Here is a 14,406-nt window from a genome sequence, read left to right on the forward strand (position 1 = left end):
ACCCCTGTGGCGCCGCGCATACCGTCCCTCTCGTTCGTTTCAGCGAACGAGGAGGTTCGATGAGCGGAACGCGAGCCGTGGTGCTCGGTGCCGGGATCATCGGTGCGGCCTGCGCTCGCGAACTCGCCCTGGCCGGGCTGGCGGTGACCGTCGTCGACCGGGGCGGCCCCGCCGCGGCGACCACCTCGCACGGTGAGGGCAACGTGCTCGTCTCGGACAAGGGCCCTGGCCCCGAACTCGCGCTCGCCCGGCTCTCCCGCGAACTGTGGCCCGAGGTGCTCGCGCAGATCGCCGAACGGTCGGCCGAGGGACGCCGGGCCGTGCAGGCCGCCGAGTGGGACCCCAAGGGCGGCATCGTCGTCGCGACGACGAGCGCCGGAGCGCACGCGCTCGCCCGGTTCGCCGCCGGCCAGCGCTCCGCCGGGGTGCGGGCCGAGCCCCTGGCGCCCGAGGCGCTGCGGGCGGCGGAGCCCTACGTCACCCGCGAGCACACCGCCGCCGTGCACTACGGCGAGGACGCGCAGGTACAGCCGGCGGGCGCGGCGACGGCGCTGCTGACGGACGCGCTCGCCGCGGGCGCCACGCTGCGCGGCGGCGAGGAGGTGTGCTCGGCGGTGGTCCGCGACGGCAGGCTCGCCGGCGTCCGCACCACGCGCGGGCTGCTGGAGGCCGACCTGTGCGTCAACGCCGCGGGCCCCTGGTCCGGTGCGCTCGCCGCCCGGCTGGGCGCGCCCGTCGGTGTCGAGCCCCGGCGCGGCGACGTCCTGGTGACGACGCCGCAGCCGCCCACCGTCTTCCACAAGGTCTACGACGCCGACTACGTGGGCGCCGTCGGCAGCAGCGAGGAGGAGACGCAGACCTCCGCCGTGGTCGAGTCGACCCGCGCGGGCAGCGTGCTGATCGGCTCCTCGCGGCGCCGCGTCGGCTTCGACGACCGGCTGCGGCCCGAGGTGCTCTCGGCCGTCGCCGCCAAAGCGCTGCGGCTCTTCCCCTCGCTCGCCCGGGTCCCGGTGATGCGCGCTTACGGCGGCTTCAGGCCGTACGTGGCCGACCACCTCCCCGTCATCGGGGCCGATCCCAGGATGCCGGGCCTGTGGCACGCGAGCGGCCACGAGGGCGCCGGGATCGGGCTGTCGGTGGGCACCGGGCGGCTCCTGCTCCACCTCGTGCTGGGCCAGCCGCCCCCGGTGGACGCCGCCGCGTTCCGGGTGGACCGCCCGGCCGTGCTCAGAGCCCGCCCGTACCAGCAGGAGGAGACGCCATGAGTTCCCGGCTCGTACCCACCGGACGCGACGCCACGGGCCGCGCGGACCGGCCGCTGCGGATCACCGTCGACGGCGAGCCGGCCGAGGGCATCGCGGGGCAGACGCTGGCGGGCCTCCTGCTCGCGTCCGGCAGGTCCTCGTGGCGCCAGGCCCCCTCCGGTGCCCCGCGCGGCGTCTTCTGCGGCATCGGGGTCTGCTTCGACTGCCTGGTCACGGTCAACGGCGAGCCCGACGTGCGGGCCTGCCGCCGGCGGGCCGTCGACGGCGACGAGGTCACCACCCGCTCACGCGCCGGGCGCGGCCCCGCCGACGGGCCCGAGTCCGGGGCCGGGGAGGGGCGATGACCATGCCTGCCGCACGGCGCGTCGCGGTCGTCGGCGCGGGGCCCGCCGGGCTCTCCGCCGCGCAGGCGGCACTGGCCGCGGGGGCGCGGGTGACGTTGATCGACGCAGCGGAGGAGCCCGGCGGCCAGTACCACCGCACGGTGCCCGAGGCGTACGCTCCCCGGCGCCCGTGGCATCTCCAGCACGGGTGGCGGGCGTTCGAGCACCGCCGCCGCCGGGTGCTGGCGCACCCCCGGTGCACGTGGCTGCCGCGGACCTCGGTGTGGGCACTGGAGCGGCCCCGGCCGGGACACGAGGGCCCGCCCCGGCTGCATCTGCTGTGCTCGGGCCCGGCGGACGGCGCGGGACGCCCCCGGCGCACACTCGACGCGGACGCCCTCGTGCTGGCCGTGGGCGCCCACGACCGCGTGCTGCCGTTCCCCGGCTGGGAGTTGCCTGGCGTCTTCACGGCGGGCGCGGCGCAGGCGCTGGCCAAGGGTGAGCGGGTGGCGGTCGGTGAGCGGGTGGTGGTCGCGGGCTCGGGCCCCTTCCTCCTTCCGGTGGCGGCCTCCTTGCTGGACGCCGGCTCCCGTGTGCGGGAGGTGTTGGAGGCCAACACCGCGGCGACGACGGCGCGCGGCTGGGGGCGCCGCCCGTGGGAGCTGGTCGCGCAGGCGGGCAAGGCGGTGGAACTGGCCGGCCACGCCGCCGCGCTGGCCCGCCACCGGGTGCCGTACCGGACGGGCCGCGCCGTGGTCGAGGCGCGCGGGGACGGCCGGGTGGAGGAGGTCGTCACGGCGCGGCTGCGCGCCGACTGGTCGGTTCTGGACGGTACGCGGCGCACGGTCGCCGTGGACGCCGTGTGTGTCGGCCACGGCTTCAGCCCTCAGCTGGAGTTGCCGCTCGCCGCGGGATGCGCACTGGGCGAGCGCCCTGAGCCCGGCGGCGACACGGCGGGGGCCCGGGAGAGCGGCCCGCCCGGCCCCCGCGGCGCGCCAGGCGCTTTCGTACACGTCGACGCGCAGCAGCGCACCAGCGTGCCCGGGGTCTTCGCCGCCGGTGAGATCACCGGCATCGCCGGGGCCACGGCCGCGCGGGCCGAGGGCGCCGTCGCCGGGTGGTCAGCCGCCACGGGCGGGAGCGCGCCACGGGATCCCGGGGCGCGCCGGGCGCTGCGGGCGCTGCGGCAGAGCCGCGACCAGGGGCGGGCGTTCGCCGAACGGCTCGCCCGCGCCCACCCGGTCGGCGCCGCGTGGCCGGGCTGGCTGCGGCCGCAGACCGTGGTGTGCCGCTGCGAGGAGACCGACTACGGCTCACTGTGTGCCGCGTTCGCCACCGAGGCCGGTGCCGCGCCGCGGGTCGCCAAGCTGAACACCCGCGCCGGGCTCGGTCCCTGCCAGGGCCGGATCTGCGGGCCGACGGTCGCCGAACTCCGCCGAAGGCTCGCCGGGGACACCCCCGACAGGCCGGCCGAGGGTCTGCCGGCGGCCGACCCGCATCGCAGGCCGCTCGCCCAGCCCATCCGGCTCGGCGAACTCGCCGCTGGGTCCGCCCCGCTGACCGATGCAGGTCACCGTCCCGAAGAGGAGAGCAGTTCATGAGCGAGAACCAGCAGCAGCCCCGTGGTCTGGGCGGTGTCGTGGTGGCCACCGCGCTGCCGTACCGCGAGGACGCGGCGGCCCCCGCCGGGCTCGCCGTCGACTACGACAGGTACGCCGAGCACTGCCGGTGGCTGGTGGAGCGCGGCTGCCACGGTGTGGGCCCCAACGGTTCGCTGGGCGAGTACTCGTCGCTGACGGACCGGGAGCGCCGCACGGTGGCGCGCACCGCCGTCGAGGCGGTGGGCGGGGCCGGCACGGTGGTGGTCGGCGTGCACGGCGTCGGGTCGCACCAGGCCCGGCAGTGGGCCGAGGCCGCGGCGGAGGACGGCGCGGACGGAGTGCTGTGCCTGCCCCCGACGATGTACCGCGCCAACAAGGGCGAAATACTGACACATTTCACTCAGGTGGCCTCCGTCGGACTGCCGGTGATGATCTACAACAACCCCCTCGACACCAAGGTGGATCTCACCCCTGACCTGATCGCGGAGGCCGCGCAGATCGACAACGTGGTGGCCGTCAAGGAGTTCTCCGGCGACGTGCGCCGGGTGCTGGAGATCAGGGAGCGGACCGCCGGCACCGGCCTTGAGGTGATCAGCGGGGCCGACGACGTGGTGCTGGAGAGCCTGCTGATGGGCGCGAGCGGCTGGTTCGCCGGGTTCCCGAACGTCTTCCCCGCCGAGTCGGCCCGCCTGTTCGAGCTGGCCAGGGCGGGCAGGCTGGAAGAGGCGCGGGAGCTGTACGAGCCGCTGGTGGCCGCCTTCCGGTGGGACTCGCGCACGGAGTTCGTCCAGGCGATCAAACTGGGCATGGAGCGGGTCGGCCGGTTCGGCGGCCCCTGCCGTCCGCCGCGCGGCCCGCTGCCCGCCGGGCTGCGCGCGCGGGTGGAGGCCGACATGGCGCGCGCGATCGCCGCCCTCGACGAGCGGGCGGCCGCCTGATGCGCTCGGTCCGCACGCTCAGCGCCGTCGACTCGCACACCGAGGGCATGCCCACCCGGGTCGTCACCGGCGGGGTGCCGCCCCTGCCGGGCGCGACGATGGCCGAGCGCCGCAACCACGCCGTCCACCACCTCGACGAGCTGCGCCGGTTCCTGGTGGACGAGCCGCGCGGGCACCCCGCCATGAGCGGCGCCCTGCTCCAGCCGCCGACCCGCCCCGACGCCGACTGGGGCGTGGTCTACGTGGAGGTCAGCGGCTTCCTGCCGATGTGCGGGCACGGCACCATCGGGGTGGCGACCGTGCTGGTGGAGACGGGCATGGTCGAGGTGACCGAGCCGGAGACACGGGTGCGGCTCGACACCCCTGCGGGGCTGGTCGAGGCCCGGGTGACCGTGCGCGACGGGGTGGCCGAGAGGGTCACCCTGCGGAACGTGGACGCGTTCGCGCTGGAGCTGGACGCCATCGTCACCGTTCCCGGCCTCGGTGAGGTCCGCTACGACATGGCCTACGGCGGCAACTTCTACGCCCTCGTCGAACTCGACCGGATCGGACTCCCGTTCGACCGCGCGCGCAAGGACGAGATCCTTGCCGCCGGCCTGGCGGTGATGCGGGCCGTCAACGAGCAGAACCGCCCCGCACACCCGGTGGATCCCGCCATCGGCGGCTGCAAACACGTGCAGTTCCTCGCGCCGGGCTCGACCGGGCGGCACTCGCGCAACGCCATGGCGATCCACCCTGGCTGGTTCGACCGCTCCCCCTGCGGTACGGGCACCTCGGCGCGGATGGCGCAGTTGCACGCGCGCGGCGAACTGCCGCTGCACACCGAGTTCGTGAACGAGTCGTTCATCGGCACCCGCTTCGTGGGGCAGCTGCTGGGGACCGTCGAGGTCGGCGGGGTGCCCGGGGTGGTGCCCGAGTTCTCAGGCCGGGCGTGGATCACCGGAACGGCGAACTACCTGCTGGATCCGCGCGATCCGTTTCCGCACGGCTTCGTGCTGTAGACCGGGCGGGCCCGGGAGGTCAGTGGGCGGTGTCCCGTTCGGGGCGGGACAGGCCCAGGGCGAGCTCCGCCGTGGCGAGCACACGGGTGGGATCGAGCGGCAGTTCCCTGCTCACCTGGTGGACGACGGCGAACGGGTCGCAGTGGCGGACCCGGCCGTCGAGCCCCATGGCCGTCAGCACGTACCGGTGGCCGCCCGGCGCGGACGCGTCCGGCGTGGCCTCCCAGTGCGCGCCCTTGGCCCGCACCATGAAGTCCGCCAGAAAGGAGACCAGGTCGGTGTGGAGCGTCACCCGGTCCGACTCCTCGAAGTCGGCGAGCGGCAGCCGGGAGAGGTAGTTCTCCCACGCGGGCAGTGCGGCCAGCGGGTCGGCCAGGTAGTCAGCGGCGAGCACCCCCAGCATGTCCGCGAGGCGGGCGGCGTTCGCCTGGCACTCCTCGGCCCATGAGGCCAGGTTCTCTTCCGTCTCGTTCCGCCGCGCGTCCATACGGCACAACCTACTCAGCCCGACGAGACCGCGATACCCGCACCCGCCAGTACCGGGCGCGGGGAGGCGGCGCGGCCCCCGCCCCCGCCTCGGCCCGGATGCGGGGAGGCGGCGCGGCCCACGCCCCGCCCGGCGGCGTCCGCTAGGGTCGCCGTGCCATGGGCAACGAGACGCATCTTCGCGAGCTCTTCGACTTCATCTCCCACACCGCACGCCTGCGCGAGGTGGAGCGGCACAACAACGCCACCCCCCATCGGCGGGAGTCCGTGGCCGAACACTCCTGGCACCTGGCGATGGTGTGCTGGGTGCTGCACACCGAGTTCGAGCGGGAGAGCGGGCTGGCCCTGGACCTGGGTCGCATGCTCAAGCTGTGCCTGCTCCACGACGTGGTCGAGATCGACACCGGCGACCCGTCGGCCTGGCAGACCTCGCGCGGCGGCGAGGAAGCCCGCGCCCGCAAGGCCCGCGCGGAGGAGGCGGTCGCCCGCGACCGCCTCGGCACGCTCCCCGCACCGCTCGGCCCGCACCTGCTGGCGCTGTGGCGGGAGTACGAGGAAGGTGCCACGCCCGAGGCCCGGCTGGTGCGCGGCGTGGACCGGCTCAACCCGGCACTGATGCGCCTGCTGACCGGGCAGGGCTGGGCGGACGTGGACGCCGACGCCGCCGCCCTCGACCGGCTCCAGCTGCCCAGGGTGAACGTCAGCCCGACGCTGAGGGCGCTGTACGAGGAGGTCAGGCAGGCGGCGGTCGCCCGGGGCCTGCTGAGCACTGTCCGGCGGACCATGTGACCGTCGGTTGACGGGCTCGTCGTTATGGGCTCGAGCGGGGTGAGCATGACGCATGCGAAGTAGGCCGACTGGAACCGCACCTGCCCTCCGTTGCCGCTGGATCCGACCCGGCCCCCGCCATGGCGGGGGCCACCGAACCATGCCATTCGCGCTTTTCGGGCTGTCCCGAAACACCTCGACCGCCCGGCGGCGCCCGACGGATCCTGGTCTCGCGCAACCAGGGGGCGAGGGATGGTGAACGGTGATGGTCCGGTTTCAGGTCATCGGGACGGTCGAGGTCTCCGGTCCATCGGGCGCGTGCGCACTGCGGATGCCGCTTCGCGCCGCCCTGCTGACCGCTCTCGCCATGGAGAGCAACTTCTGTGTTCCGACGGGTAAGTTGTTGTCAGTCCTGTGGGATGATGCGCCCGCCTCGGCCTTGGCGAATCTGCGTACCAATGTCGCGCACCTCCGTAAGTCCCTCGACGACGTGAGCCCCCGGCTCTCGGACCGGCTCAGCACAGCCAGGGGAACCGGTTATCGGCTTCTCGTGCACGCCGGCGAACTCGACTTGGTGGAGTTCCGTTCCCTCGCGGCGGCCGCACGGGTACATCTCAAAGCGGGTAACGTCGCGCAGGCATGTGCACAGTCGCAGCAGGCGCTGGCTCTGTGGCGTGGCCCGTTCGGGGAGGGACTGCCCCGGACGCGCTGGCTGGAGGCTCACGCGGCCGGGCTGGAGAGTATGAGGATCCAGATCGTCGAAGACCTGTATGCCGCCCGTCTCCTGCTCGGTGACCATCTGCGGCTCAGCCACGACGCGGCGACCCTGCTCTCGGACGAGCCGCACCGCGAACGGCCGTGGCTGGTCCTCATGGCGGTGCAGCAACTCTCGGGGGACTCGGCGCGCGCCATGGCCACGTTCCGGCGCTGCCGTACGCATTTCGCCCAGGCGCTCGGGATCGATCCTCCATCCAGCAGCACCGCACTCCACCACGCGATCCTCGACCGGGACGATGCCCGAGTGCTCGACATCGTCCGACGTGACGTGGCCGGCGTCGCCTGACGACGGCACTCACCCGACCGGTTCCTGTCGCGCGGCGGAGACGGTGATCCGCCGGTCGGCGAGGTCCTGGTTGGCCGTGCGATGCAGTACGGCGATGATCGCCGTGTGGGGCGCGGCACGGCGAACGGTGTCGAGCGCGGCGTGCTCGGCCTGCGCGTCCATGGCGGACGTCGCCTCGTCGAGGAACACGGCGCTGGGCCCGTCGGCGAACACTCGGGCGAGGTTCACCAGTTGCCTGTGCGTATGGCTGAGGTTTCGGAAAGTGTCTTCCGGCTCCGGCACGCTCGTCCCGGTCGCGGCGCACAGCTGGGCGAGCAGGACGAGCCCGTCAGGACACCCGCGGAGGAACGCGCGCACGGTCACCGGCAGGCGGGGGATGTCCGCGTCCGCGTAGCGCAGTGCAGAGCGCGTGCGACTGCTCAGCACCGCGGGTTTCGCTCCGTTGAGCAGGACGGTGCCGTTCGCTGCGGCGTTGGCTCCGGCGAGCGTCTTGAGCAGGGTGCTCTTGCCGACCCCGGAAGGTCCGGTCAGTACCGTCAGGGAGCCGGGTTCGGCCACCAGGTCCAGCGGCTCCGGCCGGGGCAGCCCCTCGGGCATGAGGGGCTGGAGCCGCTGCGCGTGGACCGGGGGGCCACCGCCGGGGCGGGTCTCGTCCTCATACCGGAGGAAGCCGTCGGTCAGACACGCCGGATCCCGTGGTGTCTCACGCAGCAGCCGAGCTCGTGTCGGGAGGTCCGAGGAGCCGAGGAGCTCGGCCACGCGGCGGATGGCCAAAAGCGTGCCGTCGAACTCCAGCATGCCCTCCACGATGAGGGCGGCCCGCTGCGCGAGCGTGTAGGCGGCGTAGACGACGACGCCGGCCGCCAACGCCGTCGCCCCGAACGAGAGAACCACGGCCCACAAGGCGATGAGGAACACGCCGAGGCCGAGGATCTCCACCATGAGGAGAGTGCGCAACTGGACCCAGGACCTGCGGAGGATTCCTACGGCACGGACTGCGCCGAGGTCGTCGAACCGAGCCGACAACGCCCGCCGGAGTGCGGGAGAGGTGTGGAATCCAGGCGTTCCGAGCGCGGCGCGGGCGAAGTTCAGCAGGGGGTTGCGGCACGCGGCGGACAGATGGGACGAGGCGATCAGCGCGGAGCGGCCCCTGCGATAGGCGCCCACGCCGAGTAGCGCGATGAGTCCGAGCGGAAGCACGGTCCACCATCCGCCGGCGAGCACCGCGGCCGCCGCGGCAAGCATCGAGATCCACGCTGCGGCGCATTCCGCCAGTTGGAAGGGCACCCGTAGTTCGAGTGTGAAGAAGTCACGGCTCAGCCGCCCCGTCACCGAGGCGCTGCGCTCGTCCAGTCGCCCCGACAGCAGACCGCGGACCAGGCCGGTGTGGACGCGGTCGATCGCGCCGATCGGTGTGCGCAGAGGCAGCCACGAACGCAGCCAGGCCACAACAACCCCCACCGCCACCAGAGCGGACAGCCACCACAGGCCGCTGAAGTCCGTGATCCCGTGATCCACCAGGTACGCCAGTCCGTACTCCACCGCGACCAGTGCGCAGATGCACACAAGGACGGCGCCGATGGCCGACGGCGAGAACATGCCTCGTACGTTGCGGTAGAAATCGCTGATCCGCAGCACCGGTGTGGGCGTATCGAACGCCGAGGCGTGTGGCGGAACATAGCCCTCCGGAAAGCCGTACCGCAGACCCGCCGACTGTAGCGCCGAGAGTCGCTGCTCCGGAACGGGAAGTCGCTGTCCCGGGAGAAATCCCCCCTCGCCGTCCGGTCCGACCGCTGCGAGCAGTTCAGCGGTCCGCACCGGCCCCAGGAGCTTTCGGACCGTTGTGCTCCGCGCCGACAACTCCTCAGGCCGGAACGAGACGATCTCCCCGTCGGCGACGATGAGGAAACGGTCGGCGCACCGTGTGATCTCCGGTCGCGTGGTGGTGCACATCCGGGTGCCGAGACCGGGGTCGTCGGCCATCACCCCGGCGGCGACCTGCGCGGCGCACTGTGGATCGAGCGGTGCGAACACGTCGTCGAGCAACAGCACGTCGGGCGCGAGGTACAGCGCCTGGGCCAGACTGACGCGCACGGTCTGACCGTCGGACAGCCGCTCGGTCGACGCGCTCAGCTCAGCGCCGTCACCCTCGGGACGGGCCGCGAGGTCGTCCAGCAACCCGCTGCGGACGAGAGCCTGGCGGTAGCGGGCCTGTTCGACCGGTCGCCGCCACAGGGCCACCGTCTCGGCGATGGGGCCGTCGAACACCGGCTGGCCGCGTGCCACCAGGACCAGCTCCCCGCCGTGTGCGACCCTCCATTCAGGACAGCTCGTCGGCATTCCGGCGATCTGTTCCATCAAGCGGGTCGTTCGGCCCTGGTCCCGGCCCAGCACGACGACGCGTTCACCTGGCGCTACCGTGACGCCCCCTCCCCGTCCCGGACCGGTAGGCGAGATCGTGACCGTTCCGGGAGCCGGCGCGGAACCCGGGACAGGATCGGCCTCCTCCGGCGCCTCGGACAACAGCGCGGTGACCTCACGCCCGATGACCCAGGCGAACCGGATGTTGACGTACGTCGCGATGTTCTCGTCAACGGCCGACACCAGCATCCGCACCAGAACCAGCAGTGCAACACCCTCCCCCGCAGCCAAACCGGTGGAGAACATCACCCCCGCCAGGACCGCCGCCCACACCACCACCTGGGGAAGCGCCTGCCGAAGGGCATCCACCCACGCGTTGCTCCGCGCTCGGCGCAACAGCGTGCCGCGTTGCTCCTCTCGGACCGACGCGAACGCCGCGGTGACCACCGGCTCCAGGTGCTGCCTGCGCACCGCCTGCCACGCCGCGACCAGCCCGTCGATCAGCTCCGCCCGCCGGTGGTCCCCGGTGAGGTACTCCTTGGTGGTCGCGGTCATCCGGTCCACGAGAGTGCGCCCGACCAGCGCTCCCAGGCCCGCCACCGCAGCCACCCCGAACCCGACGGCACCGAACCACACCAGCACGCACACCACGTAGGTCACGATCAGCGCGCTGTGGACGACGAACTCCGCTGCGAAAGCCGACTGCGACAGCTGCTGGGGATACTCCAGCAGGAAGGTCGTCGACGACTTCTTCTGCCGGCCGAGCCAGCGGGGGTCGGTGCGTTGCAGCCGCCGGAAGATCAGCCGCTGGACGGACAGGTCGATCCGGTACACCAACATGCGCACCTGCCAGGTGCTGGCCCAGCGCAACAGTGTGAAGGCCGTCGCCACGACACTCAGCGCGACCGCCGGCCGCAACGCCGGCCCACCGTCGTTGACGCGGGAAAGCACATGATCGATCGCCCGCGGCACCAACGCCCCCGTGACGACCACTCCGATCCCGAGGAGAAGGTAGCCGGTCGCATGGCGCCAGAAATGCCGCAGCAGACCGAGCCACAACCCACGAGCCTCCACGTGCGCCGCCAGGTCCGCGATCCGGTCCCGCACGTCGAGTCCCGCTTGCGCGGCCTCCTCGGGACACAGGTCCCCAGGGGCGGCGTGGGCGCGCTCGTAGGCCTGCCTCAGATTCCGCCACACGCTCACCTGGCGCTTGCTTCCCGCACCGCCGCCACGTTCTCCTGGACCAGCTGGGAGTCGGGGTAGCGCTCACCGAGCGCACGTACCCGCGCAGTGGTCTGGGCCACAGGTTGCCCGTGGAGGAACGAGTCGGTCTCGATGCGCAGCAGCTCGGCCTCGGGAGCGACCTCTTCGTTCGCGCCGGAGACAGCCAGCCGGTCCAGCCAGATCTCGGCTTCGGCATACCGTTCGGCCAGGCATGCCGTGCGAATGCAGGTCACAAACGTGTCCTGATCCAAGGGGTCCAGCGCGACGGCCTTCGCGTAGTTCTCATAAGCGTCATCCACCTGCCCCAGGCCGAGCAGCACGTATCCGGTCAGCGCGTACAGGGGTGCTGCGTCCGTACACAGGTCAGTGCCTCGCCGTAGCGCGCTCAGCGCTTCCTCGGGCTCTCCGCGGTGCGCGGAGAACTCCCCGAGATCGAACCAGAACTCCGGGTACTGGGGGTCCAGCTCCACCGCTTCGCCCAGCATCTTGGCGGCGGCCTCGGCCGAGTCCGGCATCGAAGCGAGGACCCGCCCCAGGTTGTTGCAGAGAATGGACAGGGGGACCCGGTTCGCCTCTCGGTCCGCAGCGAGCTCTTCGATCGCCTTGCGCAGCGTGCGTGCGGCCTCGTCCTGGCGACCAGTGCGGACGAGCACAAGTGCCAGAGCGTTGCGGTTCATCACCCTTTCCAGCACACCATCGGCGGTGACCTCGGCGGACTGGCTTTTCCGCCATGCCTCGTCGAGGATTTCCTCCGCCCGCGCCAGGCTGCGCAGACTCGGCGGGAAGTGTCGCGCGTAGAGCAGGGACAGGCTGTACCCGGCCTGGATCGCGAAGGGGCCGGTGTCGGCGAGGGCTATGCGCAGGCAGGTCTCCGCCATCCCGGTCCGATGCTGGGCCCTGTAGGCCATGGCCATCAGGTCCGCCGCGGCTGCCGGCAACGGGATTCCCGTCTCCAGCGCGCTGTCCGACAACCACGCCGCGGTCCAGGAGTCCCCGCAGGTCAAGTAGCGCACCACTCGCCTCCTGAACTCCGTCCAGTCCTCCGACGCCGCGAACTCGTCACGTATCCATGAGGAGTCACTGAGGACACGCACCGTCTCCTCGTCGGCCATCGCCTCTGCCGCGCCCACTGCCTTCGCGGCATCCGGCTGTGCCCCGAAGGTCACCGAGACCGGCGCCACCTTTGCGAGGACCCCGAAGAAGTCGAGGTCAGGCCGGCCCAGGTCGCCGGTCACCACCACGTCTAGGCCCTCGGGGTACTCCTCGGCCACGAGCCACCCGATGCGCCGGACACCCGCGAGGCAGCCCTGGCGCCCACGCCATCGGAACTGTCCCTTCACCGGCTGCCGGTCGTTCAGGCTGGCCGCGGCAGCGGCGGGAGCGTGAGTCACGAACCGGACGGCCTGTGCCGAAGCCGACCCCGCCTCGATCGGGAGGTGCCGCAAGAACGCCCGGGCAGAACTGAACGGTGCCACCCCGCTCGGCACCACAATCCGGCTACGTGCCACTTCAGGTTCCCTTCGTGTCGGATGCATGCTGGGGAGCGGCCGTGCGCGTGACGGTAGCCACGCACACGGCCGGAACGTCATCACCGGCGATGTCAGGCGCAGTGCTTGTAGCCCTCGTCCTGACGCACAGAACTCGGGGACTTCGCCGTACCCTTGATCATCTTCATGGCCGCATACACCTCCCTCGCGCTTCTTGCTGACTGGTGGTCGCAGAAGCCGCATGCGACGGGATCGTCGTCCGCGGCAACACCTCAGATCGTGCCCGGGCAGCGCACTTTCCCCGTATCGACCGCGCACCGCGGGCGCCCGCGCCCACCCCGGCCTCGAAAGGACGACGCGAGGATGCTCGCTCCACCGCGCCAGGGGGCTCGTTCTGCCGCACGTGTGCGCCCGGCGTTGACAGGCATGGTTAATGGCATTAGCTTCTAGCTAAAGCGATTAGCCACATGCCTGGGGGATGCCATGACCGAGTACCTCGCCGTCGACGAGGGCACGCTCGCTTACGAAGTGACGGGCGAAGGGCCGCTGATCGTCCTCGCACACGGCATGGGCGACAGCCGCGCCGCGTACCGCGCCCTGACCCCGCGCCTGGTGGCCGCCGGCTACCGGGTCGCGGCGGTCGACCTGCGCGGCTGCGGCGAGTCCGACGCCGCATGGCCCTCCTGGACCCGCACCGCCATCGCCGGCGACCTGCTCGCCCTGATCCGCCACCTCGGCGGCCCCGCCGTGCTCGTCGGCCACTCGCTCTCCGGCGGCGCCGCCACCATCGCCGCGGCGCGGGAGCCCGCGCTGATCACCGAGGTCGTCGAGTTGGCACCGTTCACCCGCAAGCAGTCCATGGGCCTCGCGGACCTGCGCGTGAAACGCTTCCGGCGCGGCATGCTGCGACTGCTGGGCACGGCGATGTTCGGCAGCGTACGGCTCTGGCGCTCGTACCTCGACGAGGCGTACCCCGGCGTGAAACCGGCCGACTGGTCGGCACGCCTCGACCGCGTCGGCTCCCTGCTGCGCGAACCGGGCCGGATGAAGGCCCTGCAGAACATGGGCCGCAGCGCGCCCACCGACGCCGGCGCGCAGCTCGGCAACGTCCGCTGCCCCGTCCTCGTCGTCATGGGCACGCTCGACCCCGACTGGGCCGACCCGCACGCCGAGGGCTCGGCGATCGTCAACGCCCTGCCGGACGGCCTCGGCCACCTCGAGATGGTCGAGGGCGCGGGGCACTACCCGCACGACCAGTTCCCCGACCAGGTGGCCTCCCTGATGCTCGCCTTCCTCACCTCGGAGACCGCCCGTGCCTAGGGCGGGCCTGGACCCGGCGGCCGTGGTCGCGGCCGGCGCCGCCCTCGCCGACGAGGTGGGGCTCGCCCACCTGACGATGGGCTCGCTGGCCGAACGGCTGGGCGTACGCACCCCGTCCCTGTACAAACACGTGAGCGGCCAGGACGACCTCAACCGGCGCATCGCCGCCCTGGCGCTGAGCGAGGCCGCCGACGCCGTCGGCGGCGCGGTCCAGGGATACGCCGGCCGCGAAGCGCTGGCGGCCGCGGCCCGCGCCTTCCGCGCCTTCGTCCTGGAGCACCCCGGACGGTACGCCGCGACGATCGGCGTGGAACCGTCCGGCCCCGACGACCCACTGGCCACCGCGAGCCGGCGGCTGCTCGCCGCGTTCGTGGCGGTACTGCGTGGCTACGCGATCGCGCAGGCCGACGCCGACCACGCCCTGCGCATGCTCCGCAGCCTCTGCCACGGCTTCGCCACACTGCAGGCGGCGGACGGCTTCCAGTGGAGCGCCGACATCGACGAGAGCTTCGAGTGGCTGATCACCTTCGCCGACCGAGGCCTGCGCGCGATGTGAGACGTGGGCGCCG

At 72.6% G+C, this 14,406-nt stretch carries 12 protein-coding genes; 9 read left to right on the plus strand and 3 right to left on the minus strand.

Annotated elements, in window-relative coordinates:
- Nucleotides 1-59: 59 nt before the first annotated feature.
- The 5 genes from MMF93_RS08065 to MMF93_RS08085 are packed head-to-tail and all read left to right on the plus strand — an operon-like array spanning nt 60 to nt 5,128.
- Nucleotides 60-1,265 carry an NAD(P)/FAD-dependent oxidoreductase gene (locus tag MMF93_RS08065; protein WP_242750489.1) on the plus strand — a complete coding sequence of 402 codons (1,206 nt, stop codon included), beginning with the start codon at nt 60-62 and terminating at the stop codon, nt 1,263-1,265.
- The gene (locus MMF93_RS08070; protein WP_242750491.1) at nt 1,262-1,609 is read left to right on the plus strand and encodes a (2Fe-2S)-binding protein; all 348 of its coding nucleotides are present in this window, start codon (nt 1,262-1,264) and stop codon (nt 1,607-1,609) included. Before MMF93_RS08065 ends, MMF93_RS08070 begins: the two co-directional genes overlap by 4 nt.
- Nucleotides 1,606-3,189, plus strand: a complete 1,584-nt coding sequence (locus tag MMF93_RS08075; protein ID WP_242750493.1) for an FAD-dependent oxidoreductase — start codon at nt 1,606-1,608, stop codon at nt 3,187-3,189. Before MMF93_RS08070 ends, MMF93_RS08075 begins: the two co-directional genes overlap by 4 nt.
- The gene (locus tag MMF93_RS08080; protein ID WP_242750496.1) at nt 3,186-4,127 is read left to right on the plus strand and encodes a dihydrodipicolinate synthase family protein; all 942 of its coding nucleotides are present in this window, start codon (nt 3,186-3,188) and stop codon (nt 4,125-4,127) included. Before MMF93_RS08075 ends, MMF93_RS08080 begins: the two co-directional genes overlap by 4 nt.
- Entirely contained in the window at nt 4,127-5,128 is a 1,002-nt protein-coding gene (locus MMF93_RS08085; RefSeq protein ID WP_242750498.1) for a proline racemase family protein, read from the plus strand. The genes MMF93_RS08080 and MMF93_RS08085 overlap by 1 nt, the downstream gene beginning before the upstream one ends.
- A 19-nt stretch (nt 5,129-5,147) precedes the next feature.
- On the opposite strand, the gene MMF93_RS08090 is transcribed toward MMF93_RS08085, so the two are convergent.
- A complete protein-coding gene (locus tag MMF93_RS08090) occupies nt 5,148-5,615 on the minus strand; it encodes a hypothetical protein (protein ID WP_242750500.1) in 468 nt (155 codons plus the stop codon).
- 158 nt (nt 5,616-5,773) lie between these two features.
- Here MMF93_RS08090 and MMF93_RS08095 point away from each other — a divergent pair, with 158 nt between their 5' ends.
- Both MMF93_RS08095 and MMF93_RS08100 read left to right on the plus strand, forming a co-directional pair.
- Nucleotides 5,774-6,403, plus strand: coding sequence for an HD domain-containing protein (locus MMF93_RS08095; protein WP_242750502.1), 630 nt, complete (start codon nt 5,774-5,776; stop codon nt 6,401-6,403).
- A 244-nt stretch (nt 6,404-6,647) separates the two neighbouring features.
- Complete coding sequence (locus MMF93_RS08100; protein ID WP_242750504.1) at nt 6,648-7,445, plus strand: AfsR/SARP family transcriptional regulator; 798 nt, start codon at nt 6,648-6,650, stop codon at nt 7,443-7,445.
- A gap of 9 nt (nt 7,446-7,454) precedes the next feature.
- Here the strand turns inward: MMF93_RS08100 and MMF93_RS08105 are convergent, their stop codons facing one another.
- Together MMF93_RS08105 and MMF93_RS08110 are read right to left on the minus strand one after the other, a co-directional pair.
- Nucleotides 7,455-11,009: an ATP-binding cassette domain-containing protein gene (locus MMF93_RS08105; RefSeq protein WP_242750506.1), complete on the minus strand. Its 3,555-nt coding sequence runs from the start codon at nt 11,007-11,009 to the stop codon at nt 7,455-7,457.
- A complete protein-coding gene (locus MMF93_RS08110; protein WP_242750508.1) occupies nt 11,006-12,505 on the minus strand; it encodes a tetratricopeptide repeat protein in 1,500 nt (499 codons plus the stop codon). The genes MMF93_RS08105 and MMF93_RS08110 overlap by 4 nt, the downstream gene beginning before the upstream one ends.
- A gap of 495 nt (nt 12,506-13,000) precedes the next feature.
- Here MMF93_RS08110 and MMF93_RS08115 point away from each other — a divergent pair, with 495 nt between their 5' ends.
- A complete protein-coding gene (locus tag MMF93_RS08115) occupies nt 13,001-13,837 on the plus strand; it encodes an alpha/beta fold hydrolase (RefSeq protein WP_242750510.1) in 837 nt (278 codons plus the stop codon).
- Between the two features lie 22 nt (nt 13,838-13,859).
- Complete coding sequence (locus MMF93_RS08120; RefSeq protein WP_242757361.1) at nt 13,860-14,393, plus strand: TetR/AcrR family transcriptional regulator; 534 nt, start codon at nt 13,860-13,862, stop codon at nt 14,391-14,393.
- The last annotated feature ends 13 nt before the right edge of the window (nt 14,394-14,406 follow it).

The organism is Streptomyces tubbatahanensis (genome assembly GCF_022699385.1).
Lineage (GTDB): Bacteria > Actinomycetota > Actinomycetes > Streptomycetales > Streptomycetaceae > Streptomyces > Streptomyces diacarni.

Coding starts and splice junctions, on each gene's coding strand:
- MMF93_RS08065 (WP_242750489.1), top strand. CDS start 60: ATGAGCGGAACGCGAGCCGTGGTGCTCGGTGCCGGGATCATCGGTGCG.
- MMF93_RS08070 (WP_242750491.1), top strand. CDS start 1,262: ATGAGTTCCCGGCTCGTACCCACCGGACGCGACGCCACGGGCCGCGCG.
- MMF93_RS08075 (WP_242750493.1), top strand. CDS start 1,606: ATGACCATGCCTGCCGCACGGCGCGTCGCGGTCGTCGGCGCGGGGCCC.
- MMF93_RS08080 (WP_242750496.1), top strand. CDS start 3,186: ATGAGCGAGAACCAGCAGCAGCCCCGTGGTCTGGGCGGTGTCGTGGTG.
- MMF93_RS08085 (WP_242750498.1), top strand. CDS start 4,127: ATGCGCTCGGTCCGCACGCTCAGCGCCGTCGACTCGCACACCGAGGGC.
- MMF93_RS08090 (WP_242750500.1), bottom strand. CDS start 5,615: ATGGACGCGCGGCGGAACGAGACGGAAGAGAACCTGGCCTCATGGGCC.
- MMF93_RS08095 (WP_242750502.1), top strand. CDS start 5,774: ATGGGCAACGAGACGCATCTTCGCGAGCTCTTCGACTTCATCTCCCAC.
- MMF93_RS08100 (WP_242750504.1), top strand. CDS start 6,648: ATGGTCCGGTTTCAGGTCATCGGGACGGTCGAGGTCTCCGGTCCATCG.
- MMF93_RS08115 (WP_242750510.1), top strand. CDS start 13,001: ATGACCGAGTACCTCGCCGTCGACGAGGGCACGCTCGCTTACGAAGTG.